The following is a 17,327-nucleotide window of genomic DNA, read 5'->3' as shown; positions in this document are numbered from 1 at the left end:
TGACTATTAACGGTTCACCGCCCTACTCTGAACGCAGGGCCTTCACCGGGTTGGCTCTGGCGGCCCCGATGGCCCGGATACTTACAATCAATAACGCAATCACCAGCATCAGGGTTCCGGTACCTGCAAACAACCACCAGGGAACGGGACTCCGGTAGGCAAAGGTTTCCAGCCACCGGTTCATTACCCACCAGGTAATCGGAATGGCAATCATCACAGCTATCAGGATCAGCTTTAAAAAATCGATCGAAAACAACCGGACAATACCCGATACACCGGCGCCCAGTACTTTCCGGATGCCGATTTCACGGGTGCGCTGAACGGCCATGATACTTACCAGGCCAAACAATCCCATACCAGCGATCATCACTGCAATGGCTGTAAACACCAGCGACATTTTTTCCTGCTTTTGCTCAGCCGCGTACTGGCGCTTAAAATTGTCGTTCAGAAAATGGTAGGTAACCACATTTGCCGGATCAAACTGCCGGTAAACCTGGTCAATAAACGCAAGTGCTTCGCGGTTTTTTCCTTTTGCTACCCGCACATACAGGTTATCCTGCATTACCGGAACGGGTGGCATCACCATCACCAGCGACGCCACCCGGTGCTGCAGGGAATAGGTATGAAAATCCCGTACCACTCCAACAATAGTACGCTCGGCGGTATGTCCCGAATCGTCGATGCTGAACTGCAGTTTCCGGCCAACAGCATCCTGCCAACCAAGCTTGTGCATCAGGGTTTCATTGATCAGTGCAGCACCGTACTGGTCTGTACGGATATTGTCTGAAAAATTTCTCCCGCTCTGTAACCGGATATCCATTGCCGGGAGATAATCCGCGTCGATCATCAGTTCCTGGGCAGCGGTGGTAGCCGTGGAAAAGCCCCCGCCGGGCGTTTCAAAGCGGTAGCCTAACCCGCCCAGGTCATTATTGCCAATGGGGTTACCGGCTACGGCCACCGCCTCAATCACCGGGTTCCGGAGCAATTGATTTTTAAGTGCCGGCACCTGATCGCGCACCTTTACGTTATCGATATGAAAGGTGAGCACCTGTTCTTTATTAAAGCCCAGATCAGCCTGCAACACATACTGCAGCTGGCGAAAAATGATCACCGACGCCGGTATCAATGCAGCGGCAATGGTAAACTGAAAAACGACAAAGATTTTTCTCAGGCCCAGGCCTTCGTTAACGGTTATCTTTCCTTTAAGCGCCGGCACGGTTTTCAGCGTTAATAATAACAACGACGGGTACAGGCCGCTCAAACAGCCGATGATTGCCGTAACACCGATGATCGCTCCGCACACGGGCAGCCATCCGGATGACCCGATATACAGCTCCCGGTCTACAAAACGGCCAAACCCCGGAAGTAACAGTTGCACCAGCAAAAAAGCCAGCGATACGGCAATGCCCGTAATCAGTACAGATTCTGCCATAAACAGGCCAACGATGCCGCCTCTTCCGGACCCAACCACCTTCCGCACGGCAATTTCCCTCGTACGCATAGCGGCGCCTGCTATTGTAAGATTGAGGTAATTGATCACCGCAATGGCCAGTACCAATACGGCGATCACGATAAGCATGTACACCCTTGCTGCATCACTGTTTTGGCTCAGTTCAAAATCGAGGTGCGAATGTAAATGAATGGATGTAAGCGGCTGCAGGGTCATTTTATAGTCGTTGACCCGCATCTGCTGCTGTATGGTAGCCGCCGCAAAACCTGCGAGCTTCTTTTCCAGGTCTGCAATCTTTACCCCTTTCTTAAGCAGCAAATAGGTATAAAAATGAAAGTTCTGCCACCCGTCCTTTACAGGGCCGGGAAACGGACGCACGGCGCTAAAGCGCAAATGCGTATTTGCCGGAAGATCTTTAATAACGCCGGTTACCATTGCCGGTTGCTGATCATCAAGATGAATTGTCTGCATCAACGCCCGGGAAGCGGCTCCAAAAAGTTTTTTCGCAAGCGACGCAGAGATCACGATAGACCGAGGATCGGAAAGCGCACTTGCCGGATCTCCGTATAAAAAATGATAGGAAAAAATTTTTGTAAGCGACGGATCTGCAAAGATGATATCATCCTGTTTAAACTGCTGCTCCTTATAGGAGATCACACCTCCGCCCTCCAGGTCGATCCGCACCGCTGCCGCTATCTCCGGAAATGCCTTCTCCAGCTCCGGTGCAAACGGAGCCGGCGTAGTAGCCTGGTGCAGCTCATTTCCATTCCATTTCGTGTGTTGCACCACCCGCACGATGCGGTCTGCATTTGAGTAAAACCGGTCATAGCTGTATTCATTCAATACATAAAGACTGATAAGGACCAAAACCGTAAAGCTGATGGCCAGGCCACTGATATGAATGAGCGCATGCATTTTATTCCGCCAGATACTGCGCCAGGCTATTTTGAAATAATTACTGAACATGGTTCAACTATTTAAGTTCCGGGCAATGTTACCTGCCCATGTATTTTCCCCGAACACCTCCCCCGATGTACAATTGTCTATTGACTACTCACATCCTACTCCGAACGTAATGCTTTTACCGGGTTAGCCCTTGCGGCGCGAAACACCTGGAAACCGATCGTCATCAACGCAATGCCAACCGCCAAAAGCCCCGCAAGCAAAAACACCCACCAACCCAGGTCAATCCGGTAGGCATAATCTTCCAGCCATTTGCGCATGCCGATCCAGGCCAGCGGGCAGGCAATCAGGATTGCCACCAATACGTGTTTTAAAAAACCGGCAGACAGCAAGGCCACAACACCCTGTACGGAAGCACCCAGTACTTTCCGGATACCGATCTCCTTTGTGCGCCTTTCTGCAGCATAAGACGCCAGGCCAAACAATCCCATACAGGATATTAAAATGGCAAGGGTTGCAAGAATGCCCATAATGGTACTCACCTGTTTATCGGACCGGTATACCTCCGCAAAATGATCATCCAGGAACTGGTATTCCAGTACCTGATCCGGACAATGTTTTGTCCATACCGACTTTATAAAGGGCAGTACAGACCGGGCCTGACGACCATTCAGTTTTACCGAAAGCGTACTAAAGCCAAAATCTTTCTGGTTAAGCAGGAAAAGGGTTTCTATTTTATGATGCAGGGAATTAAAATTAAAATCCCTGGCAATTCCAACGATCCTTCCCAGGGAATCAAAACCGAATTTATTGCCCAGCAGATCATTCATTGTTGCATGCGGAAGTTCCTTCAGCAATTCGCGGGCCAGTGTCTCATTAATAATATATTCTCTTCCCCTGAGCGATGGATCCGGTGAAAAGTTGGAACCTGCAACCAGCGGTATCTTATAAAGATCCAGGTAGTTCCGATCCACAATCAGCCGTGTTGCGGAAATTACCCGTACGGGTGCCTCCGGCGCTGTAAAGCCAACACCAGACTGATCAAGATGCCCTCCCAGCTGATCCTGGGCGCCCGTAACCCCGGTGATATTACTGTTACGCAGCAGTTCCTCCTTCAAGATATCGTATTGCTTATAGGCAATACCATTCATCCGGATGGTAAGCACCTGGTCCCGGTTAAAGCCCGGATCCTGCTCCTGCATAAACTTTAGCTGACGAACCGCAAAAATGGTGGTAACAATCAGGAACACGGCACTGGCAAACTGGATCACCACCAGTGCATTCCGTAATACCGACTTATTCCTTCCGGTTTGCACCGATCCCTTGAGTACTTTTACCGGGGCAAAAGACGATAAATAGATGGCCGGATATAATCCGGACAAAACCCCGATCAGTACAGCTCCGGATAAAAGAGCCAGCCAGGTATGGCCATTCAGCAATTGCAGGCTGAGATTGCGGTCGATCAGCAGATTGATTTTCGGCAGGAATAACGTGATGCATCCCGCAGCGATCGTAATTGCCAGCACACAAAGCAATACCGATTCGGCAATAAACTGCAATCCTAACTGAACACGCCGGGCCCCTGCAGTTTTCCGGATCCCTACTTCACGTGCCCGCTCTGCAGACCGCGCTGTGGAAAGGTTCATAAAATTGATGCAGGCGATGATCAATATGACCAGTGCAACCACAAAGAACAGATCCGTATATTTTTTATCGAACTTCCGGTAATTCACTACATCCAGTACGATATCACCGGTTTTGGCATGAATGTCTTTTAAAGGCAGGAGGAACAACTCATAATTCTTCCACCGGTCTTCTATTGAAAGATACTTTTTAAGATACGCCGGAAATTTATCCTCCAGTGCCCTGATATCCGTATGAGGCGCCAGCTCAAAATAAGTCACCCATCCGTTGCCGCCCCAGTTATTCATCATCCGCTGTTTATAATCGGTAGCAAAAGAAACCAGGAGATCAAATTGCATATGCGAATTCAGGGGAATATCCTGAAGGACCCCCGTAACCATCAGGCTGGCCGTATCACCCCCGTAATGCATGATTCGCTTCCCAACGGGGTTCTCTGTCCCAAAAATCCTCCGGGCGGCAGACTCGGTAATAACCGCACTTAGCGGCTGCTGCAACACACGGTCCCTGTCACCGCTGAGCAGTTTAAAATCGAACATTTCAAGAAAAGCGGTATCTACAAAGAATACTCGCGGAAGCTCAAGCCGTGTTTCCCCGTAGGTAGCCTGGTACTTTTCCGACCGGCGTACCCGGGTAAAATTAACGATCTCCGGGAATTCGTGTTTCATTGTCGGCCCCATCGGGAACATGGATATCGGAACCTTCTGCGGCGATGCCAGGCCTTCCTGCTTCTGCACCTCATTCAGCCGGTAAATATTGCGGCTGTGAAAGGCATCAAAACTTCTTTCATGCATCACAAAAAGCAGGATAACAAGGCTTACACCTGTGCCCAGCGCAAGACCAATCATATTAATGGCGGTAAATATTTTATGCTTCCACAGATTCCGCCAGGCTACTTTAAAATAATTGCTGATCATTGACACCATTTAAGTTTTCAGTAATGAAATTGAACCCATCTATTGTAGCAACCAGATCTCCGATGCACGATTGCCTATTGACCATTCACATCCCTACTCTGAACGTAATGCCCTGGCCGGATTCATCAGGGCTGTTTTGATGGCCTGAAAACTCACCGTAAGGATGGTTAATAATAATGCGCCCGCACCCGATAAAAGAAACACCCAAAAAGGTACATTGGTACGGTACGAATACTGCTGCAGCCATTGATGCAGGTAGTACCATGCAAACGGGATGGCAATCAAACAAGCGATCAGCACCAGAACAAAAAATTCAACAGACAATAACCGCCAGAGCTGGTACACATTTGCCCCGAGTACTTTACGCAAACTGATTTCTTTTTGCCGTTGTTCAGCCACAAAGGAGGCCAGGCCAAATACGCCCAAACAGGAAATAAATATGGCCAGTGCGGTAAACAAAACAGATAAACGGCCGATACGTTGCTCATCGGCAAACTTATTTGCATACACCAGGTCGTTAAAGGCATAATCAAACGGCGCGTCCGGGTTATATTTTTTAAAGACCGCCTCAATTTCAGCTAAGGCATCCTGTAAAGGAGCACCCTGCTTTATGGCTACCGTAACCACGTTGGCCCAGTTGGGGTTGTTGATAAACACCGTTGGCACCGGAGGGGCATAAGGTGATGTCATTACCATATCTTTTACCACCCCGATCACCTGGTATACGTTATCATTATGACGCAGTTCCCGGCCAACAATATCCTGCCCCGGGCTTATTTGCCGTACAGCCGCTTCATTCAGGATCACTCCGGATGTATCTGAAGGAAAATCACGCGAAAAATCGCGGCCCGCTTTTAGCTTCCAGCCAATGGTGTTTCCAAATTCGGTGGTTACGCCAATCATACCAAACGTGGGCAGCTGATCCGGGTTCTTCCCGCTCCACTCAAAGCGATTGCTGAAACTGAATACGTCCATTGTAGGACTGGAAGATTCTGCCATGTTGGCCACTACACCCGTGGCCAGCAACTCATTGCGCAATGCATCATAATGACCGTATAAGTCCGGAGTATTCATCTGCACCGTCAGCAACCCCTCCTTCCGGTAGTTGACCGGTCGGTTTTGTGCGTGCTGGATCTGTTTAAAAACGATCAGGCTGCCAATAATCAACGCTATTGAAAAAGCAAACTGAAGTACCACCAGTACCCTACGCGGGAATGAAGCCGTTCTCCCCACACGAAAAGTGCCTTTTAATACTTTTACCGGTCTGAACTTTGAAAGATAAAACGCCGGGTAGATGCCGGAAATCACCCCCGTGATGATCATAAAAGTTATTGCAGCACACCAGAAAGCACCGGACCTCCAGGGAAACGTCATCTGTTTACCGGATAACCCGTTAAACAACGGCATGGCAAAATGCACCAGCAAAACGGCCACCAGGAAGGACAGCAAGGTGGTAAGCAGCGACTCTGCCAAAAATTGCCAGACCAATTGCCCTCTCCGGGAGCCCATTGTTTTACGAACCCCTACTTCCCTGGCCCGTTGTTCGCTGCGCGCCGTTGAGAGATTCATAAAATTGATACTGGCCAGCAACAATACAAAAACACCGATCACCGAAAAAAGATACACATAACGGATAGCCCCTCCCACCGATCGCCCATTCTTAAACTCGCTGTATAAATGCCAGCGATCCATAGGAAATAACTGTGCCTGCTCCTGCTCCCGCTTTAGTGTTTTATGCTCCATCACCACATCTTTTATCTTCCGGGAGAGCGCCGCTGCATCTACACCCGCTGCCAGTTCAGCAAATACCTGGAAGGACTGCTCATCCCAGTCGGTAGCGGCTTTCCGGATCCACTCGGCCGTGGTGATGTATTTCTTCCAGGGTAATAATAGTTTGGTTTCATAAAAGCTGGAATTCTTCGGCAAGTCTTCATATACCCCGCTCACAGTGAAATGGTCTTTATTGTCAAAGCGGATTATTTTTCCGATAGGATTTTCATTACCAAACAGGTTTTGCGCCAGGGAAGCACTGAGCAAAACGGCAGAGGGCTCATCCAGGGCATGGATATCGCCACGCTGCATTTTAAATGAAAACATAACAGGGAAAGCCGCCTCCACCCAAAGCCCCGAAGCACCTATTTTTTTATCGCCTGTTGCAAGCACATGACCCAAATTCCAGGAGGCCGCCGCTACATTTTTAAAATCGCTTCCATATTTGTTCCGCAAAGCGGCGGCTACCGGTATACAGGAAGCCTGTTCGGTTGACAGGGTTCCGTCATTGCTGCGATAAGTACGCATCAACTGCGCCAGTCTTGTATGACGGGTATGATAGGTATCAAAATGCAATTCATCCCATACCCAGAAACTGATGAGCATGGCTACGGCCATTCCTGCCGCCAAACCGGCGATGTTCACCATTGCATACAATTTATTTCTTGCCAAATTTCTCCAGGCGGTTGTCATATAATTTTTAAACATCGCTTTCTGTTTATAGATGATCAGTTCAGGTTCCGGAAACAACGATCTTTTTTTACATCCCCGATTTTCATTTTTTATTCTGTTCGCAGTGCTTTTACAGGATTGGACACCGCCGATTTTAATGCATGATAACTGATGGTTGCCAGCGCCACCAGCGCCGCGGATATACCGGCATAAACAAAAACACCGGGCGGCATTACCGTTCTGTAGGCAAAACCGTTTAACCACTCATGCATCACATACCAGGCAACGGGTATTGCAATAATATTGGCGGCAATTACCAGGAGCACAAATTCTGTAGCCAGCAATCGTACAATTTCAACAGCGCCGGCACCCAATACCTTCCGGATACCGATTTCTTTGGTTTTTACCTGTGCCGTATAAGCCGCCAGGCCCAATAATCCAAGACAGGAAATAAACACCGCAACGGCGGCAAACAATGTAAAGATCATTTCCTGCTGTTCTTCTTTCAAATAAAGTTTATTATAACTTTCGTCTAAAAACGCATACCGGAAGGGTATGTCATTATTATACTGTTTCCAGACAGCCTGTGCCGCAGCAATTGCGTTTGCGGCATCGGCCCCGGTTGTTTTTATATACAGTTGCCAACAGTTTGCCGGCTTAAACTGAAAAACGGCGGGTTCTATCTTTTCATGCACCGACGAAAAATGAAAATCCTTTACCACGCCGATGATCGTTCCGTTAACCGTTTGAATGCGAAGCCGCTTTCCGATAACATCCTTCAATCCCATTTCCCGCATGGCCGTTTCGTTGATCAGGAAATGCGTGCTGTCTGCAACCGAACCGGTAAAATTCTTACCGGCAACAACTTTCATCTTAAAAAAATCAATGGTATGCGCATCGGCAAATATCTGGCTGAACCAGGTATTTGAATTGGCCGGCTTCCCATCCCAGTCATTATCGCCTGTAGCAGAACCCCCATCCACCATATCTCTGCCTACAGCCGCCACTGCCAGTATCGATTTTTGCTTTAGCAGTTCCTGCTTAACGGCCTCCACGTGCTGCTGCATATCTGGCCTCATACCAAACGAAAATATATGTGCTTTGTCGTAGCCCAGGTTTTTATTCCGGATATAGCTAAGCTGCTTTCCGATGATCAGAGTGCCGATAATGAGGACGATGGATACGGAAAACTGCACCACGACCAATACCCTTCTAAAGGTGGTTTTTCCAATAGTGGCAGTAATCGTTCCCCTAAGTACATGCAACGGTTTAAAGGAAGAGAGCAACAAGGCGGGGTATATACAGGCGGCAACAAGCGTACCGAGTAAAACCAGCAATATCCATTGCGCTATGCCGGGATCCGAAAGGCTGAATACCAGTTCCTTGCCCGCAAGCTGGTTAAAATACGGTAATAGCAGGTATATGAGGAAAATGGCCAGGGTACTGGCAATCAAAAACATCAAAATGGTTTCGATGATGAATTGTATGAATAATTGCCCTCTGCGGGCACCTACAATTTTACGCATGCCCACTTCCTTTGCCCGCAGCATGGAACGGGCCGTTGAGAGGTTCACATAATTGATACAGGCCACCGTCAGCATCATTATGGCCACGATCGCAAACATGCGTACGGTATCAATTCCGCCGTCGCCGCCGTCCATATGATACAGGTGCATATTGCCAAGTGACTGAGCAATATACGGAACCGGCTTGTCCTCCGGCTTATTGCGTTCATGAATGGCCTGCAGTTTTTTCTCAACCGCGGCGCTGCTGGCTCCGGGCCGCAGTAAGAGATAAGTAGCAAACCCAAAATAAGACCAGTCCGCGTTCATCGAAGCAACCACTGTTTTTCCATCATAAGTGGTTTGTTTCTTCACATACCCGAGTTCATTAAATCGTGCGATGGGCAACAGCACATGGTATCGAAAAGATGAGTTAGCCGGGTAATCCCGGATCACACCCGTCACCTTACATTGTTCGTCCAGCCCCATGGTCACCACCTTCCCGATGGGGTCCTCATTTCCAAAATAACGCCGGGCCGTCGATTCGGTAATCACCAGCGAATTGATATCGGGAAACGGATTTCGTTGATCGCCCCGGATCAGGTTGAAATCAAATATTGAAAAATAGGAAGGATCTGTAAATGCAAAATTATTTTCTATAAATACCTTGTCCTGATACTTAAACGGGGCATCACCGATATTCATAATGCGCACACCATCCAATACCTCGGGTATTTCCTTCTTTGCAAAAAAAGCCACCGGGGCTATAATGTTCGTAAAGATCTGTTTACTGATACCTGTGCCTCCTTCTATCCCGATCCGGTAAATGTTTTTTTCATTTTTATGAAACCGGTCGAAGCTTAATTCATCCCGCACCCACAACAATAAAAAAATACCTACCACGAGACCAATCGTCAGGCCCCCGATATTAATGGCGGCATAAAATTTATTACCGGATATATTCCGCCAGGCCGTTTTAAAGTAGTTTTTGAGCATCGTTTGTCTTTTACTGTTATCAATTAATGACCGCACCGGCAAAAGCGCCATGCAGGCGGGCTGCCGCGGGCGGCTTCATTCCGTTCGCAGCGCATCCATCGGGTTTCTCTTAATGGTCCGGAATGCCTGCAGCAGGATGGTCATCAGCGCAATCCCCAGCACCAACGCCCCCATCAACGGAAATAACCACCACTGTATACCGATCCGGTCGGAAAAGTTCTGCAGCCACGCATGCATGGCCAGTAATGTAACCGGCACGGCCAGCACCAGCGCCAATACCACCAGCTTTAAAAAATCTACAGCAAGCAGTGCCAGTATCGATCTAAAACCGGCTCCCATCACCTTCCGGATGCCGATTTCCTTTGTGCGCATAGAAGTGTTCAGGGCCGACAATCCCAACAAACTCAAACATGCAATAAACAGGGTAATAACCGAGAATACATTGACCAGTTTTCCGAAACGGATATCCTGCTGGTATTGCCGGTTGTACATTTCATCCATAAAAAAATAATCCATGGTATGCCCTGAAAAATGCTCCTTCCATTTATCAGCGATCGCCTGCAGCAATGGATGCACGTTACTGGTCGTTATTTTTACGGTAAAATACCCATAAATCCCCTGTTCATGCCAAAGGATAAGCGGTTGCTGCGCCTGCTTCAGCGATTGCTGCCGGTAATTTTGATTTACACCGATAACGGTAGCCACATCAATGGGGCCGGAATTGACTTTTATTTTTGCGCCGATAGCCGCCGCCGGATTTTCAAACCCCAGCAGGCGGCAGGCCTCTTCGTTGATCACCACTTCGTTCTGCTGCACCGGTGAAGCAAAGAAATTACGCCCGGCAAGCATACCAATATTCAATGCCGGCAAAAAATCTTCATCCACCCCGTAGAGATAATAGTTGTACCCGGTGGTTTGAGACGCCGCCAGGCGCCGCACATCGGTCTGTGTATTCATGGTATTATAATCTGCACCGGGAAGGGAAGAAGAAAATGCCACTGTTTTTATACCAGGGATCTGGTGTAAACTGCTCTTGAATCGAAGCCCGGAAATTTTTTGCAGGGAATCATTTGCCGGCATCAGCGGCCCTTTTATCACCAGTACCTGCTCCATATTCATACCCAGGTTACGGTTTCTTACAAAACGGATCTGCTGATAAATGATCGCAGCGCACATGATCACTGCCAGTGCAGCAGTAAACTGTCCCAATACCAGTGCCTTTCGCAACCGGTTACCCTTTGCCAGGCTGGTAAATGTGCGCCGGGTAACCGTAACCACTTTTACGGCGGATGCCAGCAATGCGGGATACAACCCGGCACACAGGCAAACCAACACAAACAATACACCTGAAAGTATCCAGAAATCAGCCGTACGAAACAACCATCCGCCGGCAACCGTTCCCGTAACGGCATTATATGCAGGCATCGATACCCGCACTAACAAGAGTGCTGCTACAAAGGCCGCAAAGCTAATGATCAGTGATTCCGTAAAAAACAGTTTTACAAGAGCCCACCGGGATGAACCCATTACCTTGCGCACACTTACTTCCTTTGAACGTTCTACCAAACGGGCGGTCGTTATATTTATATAATTCGCCAACCCTATAAATAAGATCAACCATGCAATCACCAACAGGAAATTCACTATGAGATAGCTCCCGTTTGCTTCCGGTTCGAAGGATTTATTGGAATAGAGATGAATGTCTTTTACCGGTTCTGCTTTTAACACTTCCCGTTTTAACCGGGACCGTGAAAACTGAAGCAGTTTTTCATTAAAACGGTGGAGATCCGCACCGGGCTTCATTAACAGGTAGGTAAAATTATTATTCCCGTTCCAGCCGCCGGGGTCAAATCCCAGGGTCCTGATATAATCAAAAGGCAGCAGCATTTCAAATTTCAGATGCGTGTTAGCCGGAACATCTGCCATTACACCGGCAATCGTAAACAGCCGGTCTTTTACACGCACCGGTTTGCCTACGACCTCAAGGGTACCAAAAAGTTTTTGCGCTACCGCAGCCGTTATCACCACCTGGTCAGGCGCAGAAAATAACCCGCCGCGTAAACATTCATAACTGAAAACAGAAAACAGCGAAGCATCGGCAGCATAGGTCTTGTTCACCAATACGGACCTGTCGCCGTTTTGCAATTCAAAAGTTCCCAGGTCCTGCAAACGCACATAGCCGGTCACTTCCGGCATGGTTTGCTGCAGCAGCGGCCCTATTGGCGGATAGGTTTCGCAATCGGTACCGATGTATTCGCTGCCTTTGTACATATCCAGCGTAACCCGGTATATATTGTCTGCATGCTTATGGAGGCTTTCATAACTCCGCTTAAAACGAACATAATTTATAATCAGCAAAAAAGTAGCGATGGCAACCGCCAGCCCCAGGAGGTTCAAACCCGTGTAAAATCGGTCGCGCCAGCTATTACGGAGTGCTATTTTTACATAACTTTTAAACATAGTCAATGGTACATTGTTAATGCAGCGGTTTCATTCATCCTGATATAAACATGATGCTGCCTAAGTCCTCTTTCAAAAATTGCCCCTGTTGCCGCCGTCATTCCGTTCTCAGGCTTTTCACTGGATCCGCCATTGCCGCGCGGAACGCCTTATACGCCACCGACACAAAGGCAATGATCAATGCGATGCCTACACCTGCAATAAAAAAGCCGGCATGCAGCGGAATGCGGTATACGAAGTCATCCAGCCAGTTCCGCATCATATACCAGGCCGCCGGTGCTGCCAGTAAAAAGGAAATACCGATCAATATAAAGAACTCTTTCGACAGCATCAACACCAGGCTGCCCGTAGAGGCGCCCAATACTTTGCGAACACCCACTTCTTTTGTTTTTTGCACCACCATAAACGATACCAATCCATAAAGGCCCAAACATGCGATCAGCATTGCAAGCCCTGCAAAGATCTTATACAGCAGCGACAGCTGTGTATCCTGCTGGTAGAACCGTTCAATGGCCTCATCCAGGAAAACGGCATTATAGGCGTACTCCGGATAGTACTGTTTCCAAACGGTTTCCACATTGTCCTTTGCGGCATTCAGATTGTTTGCATGCAGTTTAATACCGATCTGCCCGTAAAGTTTCTTCTGGGTGGAAATAAACATAGGCTTTACCTCCTGCTTCAATGAGTTGGCTTTAAAATCCTTTACCACACCGGTGATCTGTATCCAGCTGCTGTTACCTATTTTCAGGCTTTTACCCACGGCATCCTTCATATTTGTTACACCCAGCATCCGTGCCAGGGTTTCATTAATGACTCCCTCTTTTACCGTATCGCTGGCAGCATAATTGGTACCGGCCAATAACGACATCTGATAGGTTTTAAGATAGGCCGTGTCTGCAAATTTCAGGTATACCTGGAAGGATTCGTCGGGGCGGTGGTCAAACGCAAAATTGGTGGAAGAGTTATTATCGGAGGTGGGCGCATCCGACTGAAAGGACAACTGCTGTACCCCGGGTACATTCCGGAGCGCGCCGGCAAAAGCCTCCTGTCTTGCCAGGCTTACGCTATCCGTACTGCTGTTTAACAGCAGGATGGCATCCTTGTTAAAACCCAGGTCCATCTTCCGGACAAAACCCATCTGGGCAACGGCCACAATGGTTCCTACCATTAATACCTGTGTAACGGCAAACTGGAATACGACGAGCACTTTCCGCACCGAAACGCCGCCGGATTTCAGCGTGATCACTTTTTGATTGAAGACCGTAGCTGGTTTAAAGCCGGACAAAACTAGTGCGGGATAAAGCCCGGCCAGGAAGGCAACCAGCAGCCCGATGGCCAGCAACAATCCAATATTAGCGCCGTTCAGCAAGGTAAGCGTTTCCTGTATGGAAGCTATATGTTTTATATGCGGCAATGCGATCCAGGCCAACAAAAATGCTACCATTAAGGCGATCAATACCAATAGTGCCGTTTCGCCCATCATCTGCCAGAAGATCTGTTTCCGGCCACTACCCAGTACTTTCCGCACGCCCATTTCTTTTGCCCTTGTAATGCCCTGCACGGTAGCCAGGTTTACAAAGTTGATCCCGGCCATCAGTAAAATAAAAACCGCAATCAGCGACAGCGTAACCAGTGTGGTGCGGGAGGTACGATGATCGCCCAGCGTTTCGTACTGAAGATTAAAATGCAGATCTGAAAGTGGCTGAAGCGTATTGATCTTTTTGGAGCTGGCGCCCCGCTTATCCCTGCTGTATTGTTCTTTACTAAACTGTGCCAGCTGCCGGTTTATGGTTTCCTCCGAAACGCCGGGAGGCAGTTTGGCATATACCTGGAAGTTGCTGGATACACATCCCCAGCAGTCTTCATTATAATAATACTGGCCGGGGTGCTGTTTGATGGTCTTCATGGATATCAGCACCTGCAACGGAAAATCGGTATTTCCCGGCGGATCACTTATTATACCCGCCACCTTTAATGGAATGTGATGATCCAGCTTTAGTGTCTTCCCGAGGCTATTCGCTTCTGTTTTAAAATATTTCCGCGCCGTGGCACTGCTTAACACTACTGTATTGGGGGCATCCAGTACCGATGCATTTCCATGGATCCACCGGCTCCTGAACAGGTTAAAAAACTGCGGCTCACAAAAGAAAATACCTGTATTCTCAATAAAAGCAGTTTCATTCCCGTTTGCATCGGGTACGTTCACCGCACTTTGATAGGTGGCATTGATCGCGCCGAAGGAAAGGTTGGGGAACCGCGCGCGCAGATGCTCCAATGCGGGTACAGGCACCCCGGGATTATGCGTAGTACCATCCGAGAAACGGTCGTCTGTAACAATCCGGTAAATACGTTCATAATCCGGTTGCGTGCGGTCATAACTCAACTCATACCGCACAACGATAAAAAGCAGCAGCGCAGCTCCCATGCCAATGGCCAGCCCCGTGATATTGATAAAAGAAAATGTCTTTTTCTGAACGATATTCCGCCAGGCTGTTTTTATATAATTCCGGATCATTTTTTCGGGTTTGAGATGTCAGATTTGAGATTTGAGATTCGAGATACCAGATTTGAGATTTGAGATACCAGATTTGAGATTCGAGATTTCAGATTCGAGACGGTTGTCTTATTTCATCACACCTTATTCAACATGTACTATTGCCGCTTCACATTTCTTAATCCGACCGTAACGTGCGTACCGGGTTGGTAACCGCTGCCCGGAATGTATTTAAACCTACCACCACCAGGGCCAGCAATAATACCAGTCCTCCTACGGCTACAAATACCAGCATATTGATATGAATGTGGTACGTATATTTTTCAAGCCAGTGATCCATCAGCCACCAGGCCAGGGGCACGGCAATTACAAATGCGATCAGCACCAGCTTCAGGAACTCGCGCCCGATCAGCAATAATACCTGGCGGATGGTAGCACCCAGCACCTTGCGGATACTGATTTCCCGGAACCGCCTTTCCACGGTATAGGCTACCAGTCCTCCCAGCCCTATACAACAGATAAAGATCGCCAGACCCGCGAAGATATTGGTAACCCTGCTGATGAGCTCCTCTCCTATAAACTTCTGTCCGAACTCTTGATCCGCAAACTGGTATTCGAACGGGTAGGCCGGATTGTATTTCTTAAACACCCCCTCAATCGCCGACAGGGCCTTTTTTAACGGTACGGCATCTGCAATACGCAGGCTGATCACACCGGTAGCATTAGGGTTATAAAAGGTAAGCATGGGATCCACCGGTTGAAAAGGTGATTCCATCACCACGTTGCCGGTAATACCGGTTACCTGGTATTTTCTGTTCCCAAACCGCATCTCCATTCCGATGGGATCTTTGAGGCCCATGGCTTCCACCGCTGCCTTGTTGAGCAATACGGAGGATGAATCGGCAGGCGTACCCGAAAAATCATGCCCCTGCAGCAGCCGGATGCCCATTGTTTTTGCAAAGTCCACATCGGTGCGTATTCCGGAAACGACCACGTTCAGGCCGGCGGGCTTTCCGTTCCAGTCCGGCGCACCGGATTTCCACCATACCTGTGTAATGGGAGAACTGGAGCGGGTAACCGCGGTAACCACCCTGCTTTGCAGCAATTCCTGTTTGATCACATTAAAGTTTTTTTCCGTTTCCTCCGTTCCGGTAATCATCAGCAGGTTGCGGGCATCATAACCGGTTTTCCGGTCTTTTATATGCTGGATCTGCTGGTATACGATAATCGTTGCCGAAATCAGCAGGATGGAGATCATAAACTGGAATACCACAAGTATATGACGGGGTAACGCTGTTTTACCGCCAGACACAAAAACGCCCTTCAATACCTTTACCGGCCGGAACGAAGAAAGATACAAGGCCGGATAACTACCGGCAAGGATACCGGTTACCAGGATGATGGCCAGGCTTCCCAACCAGAACAACGGCTGGCCAAAATCCAGCGTCAGTTTTTTATTCACCAGCTGGTTAAAATAAGGCAACAGCAACAGTACAATACCCACCGAAACAAGAAAGGCGATCAATACCAGCATCATGGATTCCGAAAAGAACTGCAACACCAGTTTCAGTTTTCCGGCCCCAAGCGTTTTGCGGATCCCTACTTCCTTCGACCGTTTTTCGGAACGCGCCGTAGAAAGATTCATAAAGTTTACACAGGCGATCAGCAAAATTATTGCCGCAACGATCATAAACAGGCGCACATATTCAATCATGCCGCCCACATTTTTGCCGTCCTTAAAATCATTGTACAGATGCCAGCGCTTCATCGGGAAAGTGAAATAAGTACTGATCTTATCATTGGGGTCATGTTGTTTTTTCACCCGGTTAATCGTGGCATCCACCCGCTTCATATCTGCACCGGGCGCCGTTTGAACATATACCCGCCAGCTGGATCCCTCCCAGTTGCCCATCATTGCTTTGGTGTCCGGATCATTATAGTTGAACGGCCGCAGAAAATCGAACTGAAATTCGGAATTACCCGGGGGATCTGCCAGTATCGCCGTAACCTTCACATCCCGTTTTTCCTCGATGATCCGGATGGTTTTATTCACCGGATCTTCGTTGCCAAATAATGCTTTAGCTGCCGATACCGTTAGCACTATCGACGAAGGATCATTGAGCGCGCCTGTGGCATTGCCTGCCAGGAATTTCCAGGAAAAAATATCAAAAAAACGATCCCCCACCGTCATTCCTCCCTTCCGTATTTTGGTATCATTTACGTGCAACAACAGGTCATAATTCTGGGTGGTAACCGTAGCGTTCCTTATCTGCGGATCTGCATGCTGTAATTCACGGGCCAGGGGCAACACCATATTATAATCCGTAAACACACGGTTCTTAAAATCACGGTTTGCGATCACCGTGTGAATGTTATCGTAGTGCTTTTGAAAACGGTCGTAGGTTAGTTCATCGTTCACCCATAGCAGGATCATAAGGGTTGCAGAGATCCCAATAGAAAGCCCCATTAAATTAACGAACATAAACCCTTTGTTGCGGACTAAATTCCGCCAGGCGGTTTTG

At 48.3% G+C, this 17,327-nt stretch carries 7 protein-coding genes; all 7 read right to left on the bottom strand.

Going from position 1 to position 17,327, the window contains the following annotated elements:
* Positions 1-22 precede the first annotated feature (22 nt).
* The 7 genes from LQ567_RS01120 to LQ567_RS01090 all read right to left on the bottom strand — a co-directional run bounded on the left by LQ567_RS01120 (position 23) and on the right by LQ567_RS01090 (position 17,287).
* A complete protein-coding gene (locus tag LQ567_RS01120) occupies positions 23-2,416 on the bottom strand; it encodes an ABC transporter permease (RefSeq protein ID WP_231002250.1) in 2,394 nt (797 codons plus the stop codon).
* A gap of 95 nt (positions 2,417-2,511) precedes the next feature.
* Positions 2,512-4,911 (bottom strand): ABC transporter permease, encoded by a 2,400-nt coding sequence (locus LQ567_RS01115; RefSeq protein WP_231002249.1) that lies wholly within the window; start codon positions 4,909-4,911, stop codon positions 2,512-2,514.
* Positions 4,912-5,004: 93 nt separating this feature from the next.
* Positions 5,005-7,431, bottom strand: a complete 2,427-nt coding sequence (locus tag LQ567_RS01110) for an ABC transporter permease (RefSeq protein WP_231002248.1) — start codon at positions 7,429-7,431, stop codon at positions 5,005-5,007.
* 32 nt (positions 7,432-7,463) lie between these two features.
* Positions 7,464-9,851, bottom strand: coding sequence for an ABC transporter permease (locus LQ567_RS01105; RefSeq protein WP_231002247.1), 2,388 nt, complete (start codon positions 9,849-9,851; stop codon positions 7,464-7,466).
* A 75-nt stretch (positions 9,852-9,926) separates the two neighbouring features.
* Positions 9,927-12,311: an ABC transporter permease gene (locus LQ567_RS01100; RefSeq protein ID WP_231002246.1), complete on the bottom strand. Its 2,385-nt coding sequence runs from the start codon at positions 12,309-12,311 to the stop codon at positions 9,927-9,929.
* A gap of 97 nt (positions 12,312-12,408) precedes the next feature.
* Positions 12,409-14,826, bottom strand: coding sequence for an ABC transporter permease (locus tag LQ567_RS01095; RefSeq protein ID WP_231002245.1), 2,418 nt, complete (start codon positions 14,824-14,826; stop codon positions 12,409-12,411).
* Positions 14,827-14,983: 157 nt separating this feature from the next.
* A complete protein-coding gene (locus tag LQ567_RS01090; RefSeq protein WP_231002244.1) occupies positions 14,984-17,287 on the bottom strand; it encodes an ABC transporter permease in 2,304 nt (767 codons plus the stop codon).
* Positions 17,288-17,327: the final 40 nt, after the last annotated feature.

Origin of the sequence: Niabella pedocola, assembly GCF_021044425.1 — a bacterium.
GTDB classification, from domain to species: domain Bacteria; phylum Bacteroidota; class Bacteroidia; order Chitinophagales; family Chitinophagaceae; genus Niabella; species Niabella pedocola.
The sequence above is the reverse complement of the archived record's forward strand: the minus strand, read 5'-3'. Positions and strand labels throughout refer to the sequence as shown.

Bases quoted from the DNA above. Each gene is read 5' to 3' on its own strand.
- LQ567_RS01090 (WP_231002244.1), bottom strand. From the start codon at position 17,287: ATGTTCGTTAATTTAATGGGGCTTTCTATTGGGATCTCTGCAACCCTT.
- LQ567_RS01115 (WP_231002249.1), bottom strand. From the start codon at position 4,911: ATGATCAGCAATTATTTTAAAGTAGCCTGGCGGAATCTGTGGAAGCAT.
- LQ567_RS01105 (WP_231002247.1), bottom strand. From the start codon at position 9,851: ATGCTCAAAAACTACTTTAAAACGGCCTGGCGGAATATATCCGGTAAT.
- LQ567_RS01095 (WP_231002245.1), bottom strand. From the start codon at position 14,826: ATGATCCGGAATTATATAAAAACAGCCTGGCGGAATATCGTTCAGAAA.
- LQ567_RS01120 (WP_231002250.1), bottom strand. From the start codon at position 2,416: ATGTTCAGTAATTATTTCAAAATAGCCTGGCGCAGTATCTGGCGGAAT.
- LQ567_RS01100 (WP_231002246.1), bottom strand. From the start codon at position 12,311: ATGTTTAAAAGTTATGTAAAAATAGCACTCCGTAATAGCTGGCGCGAC.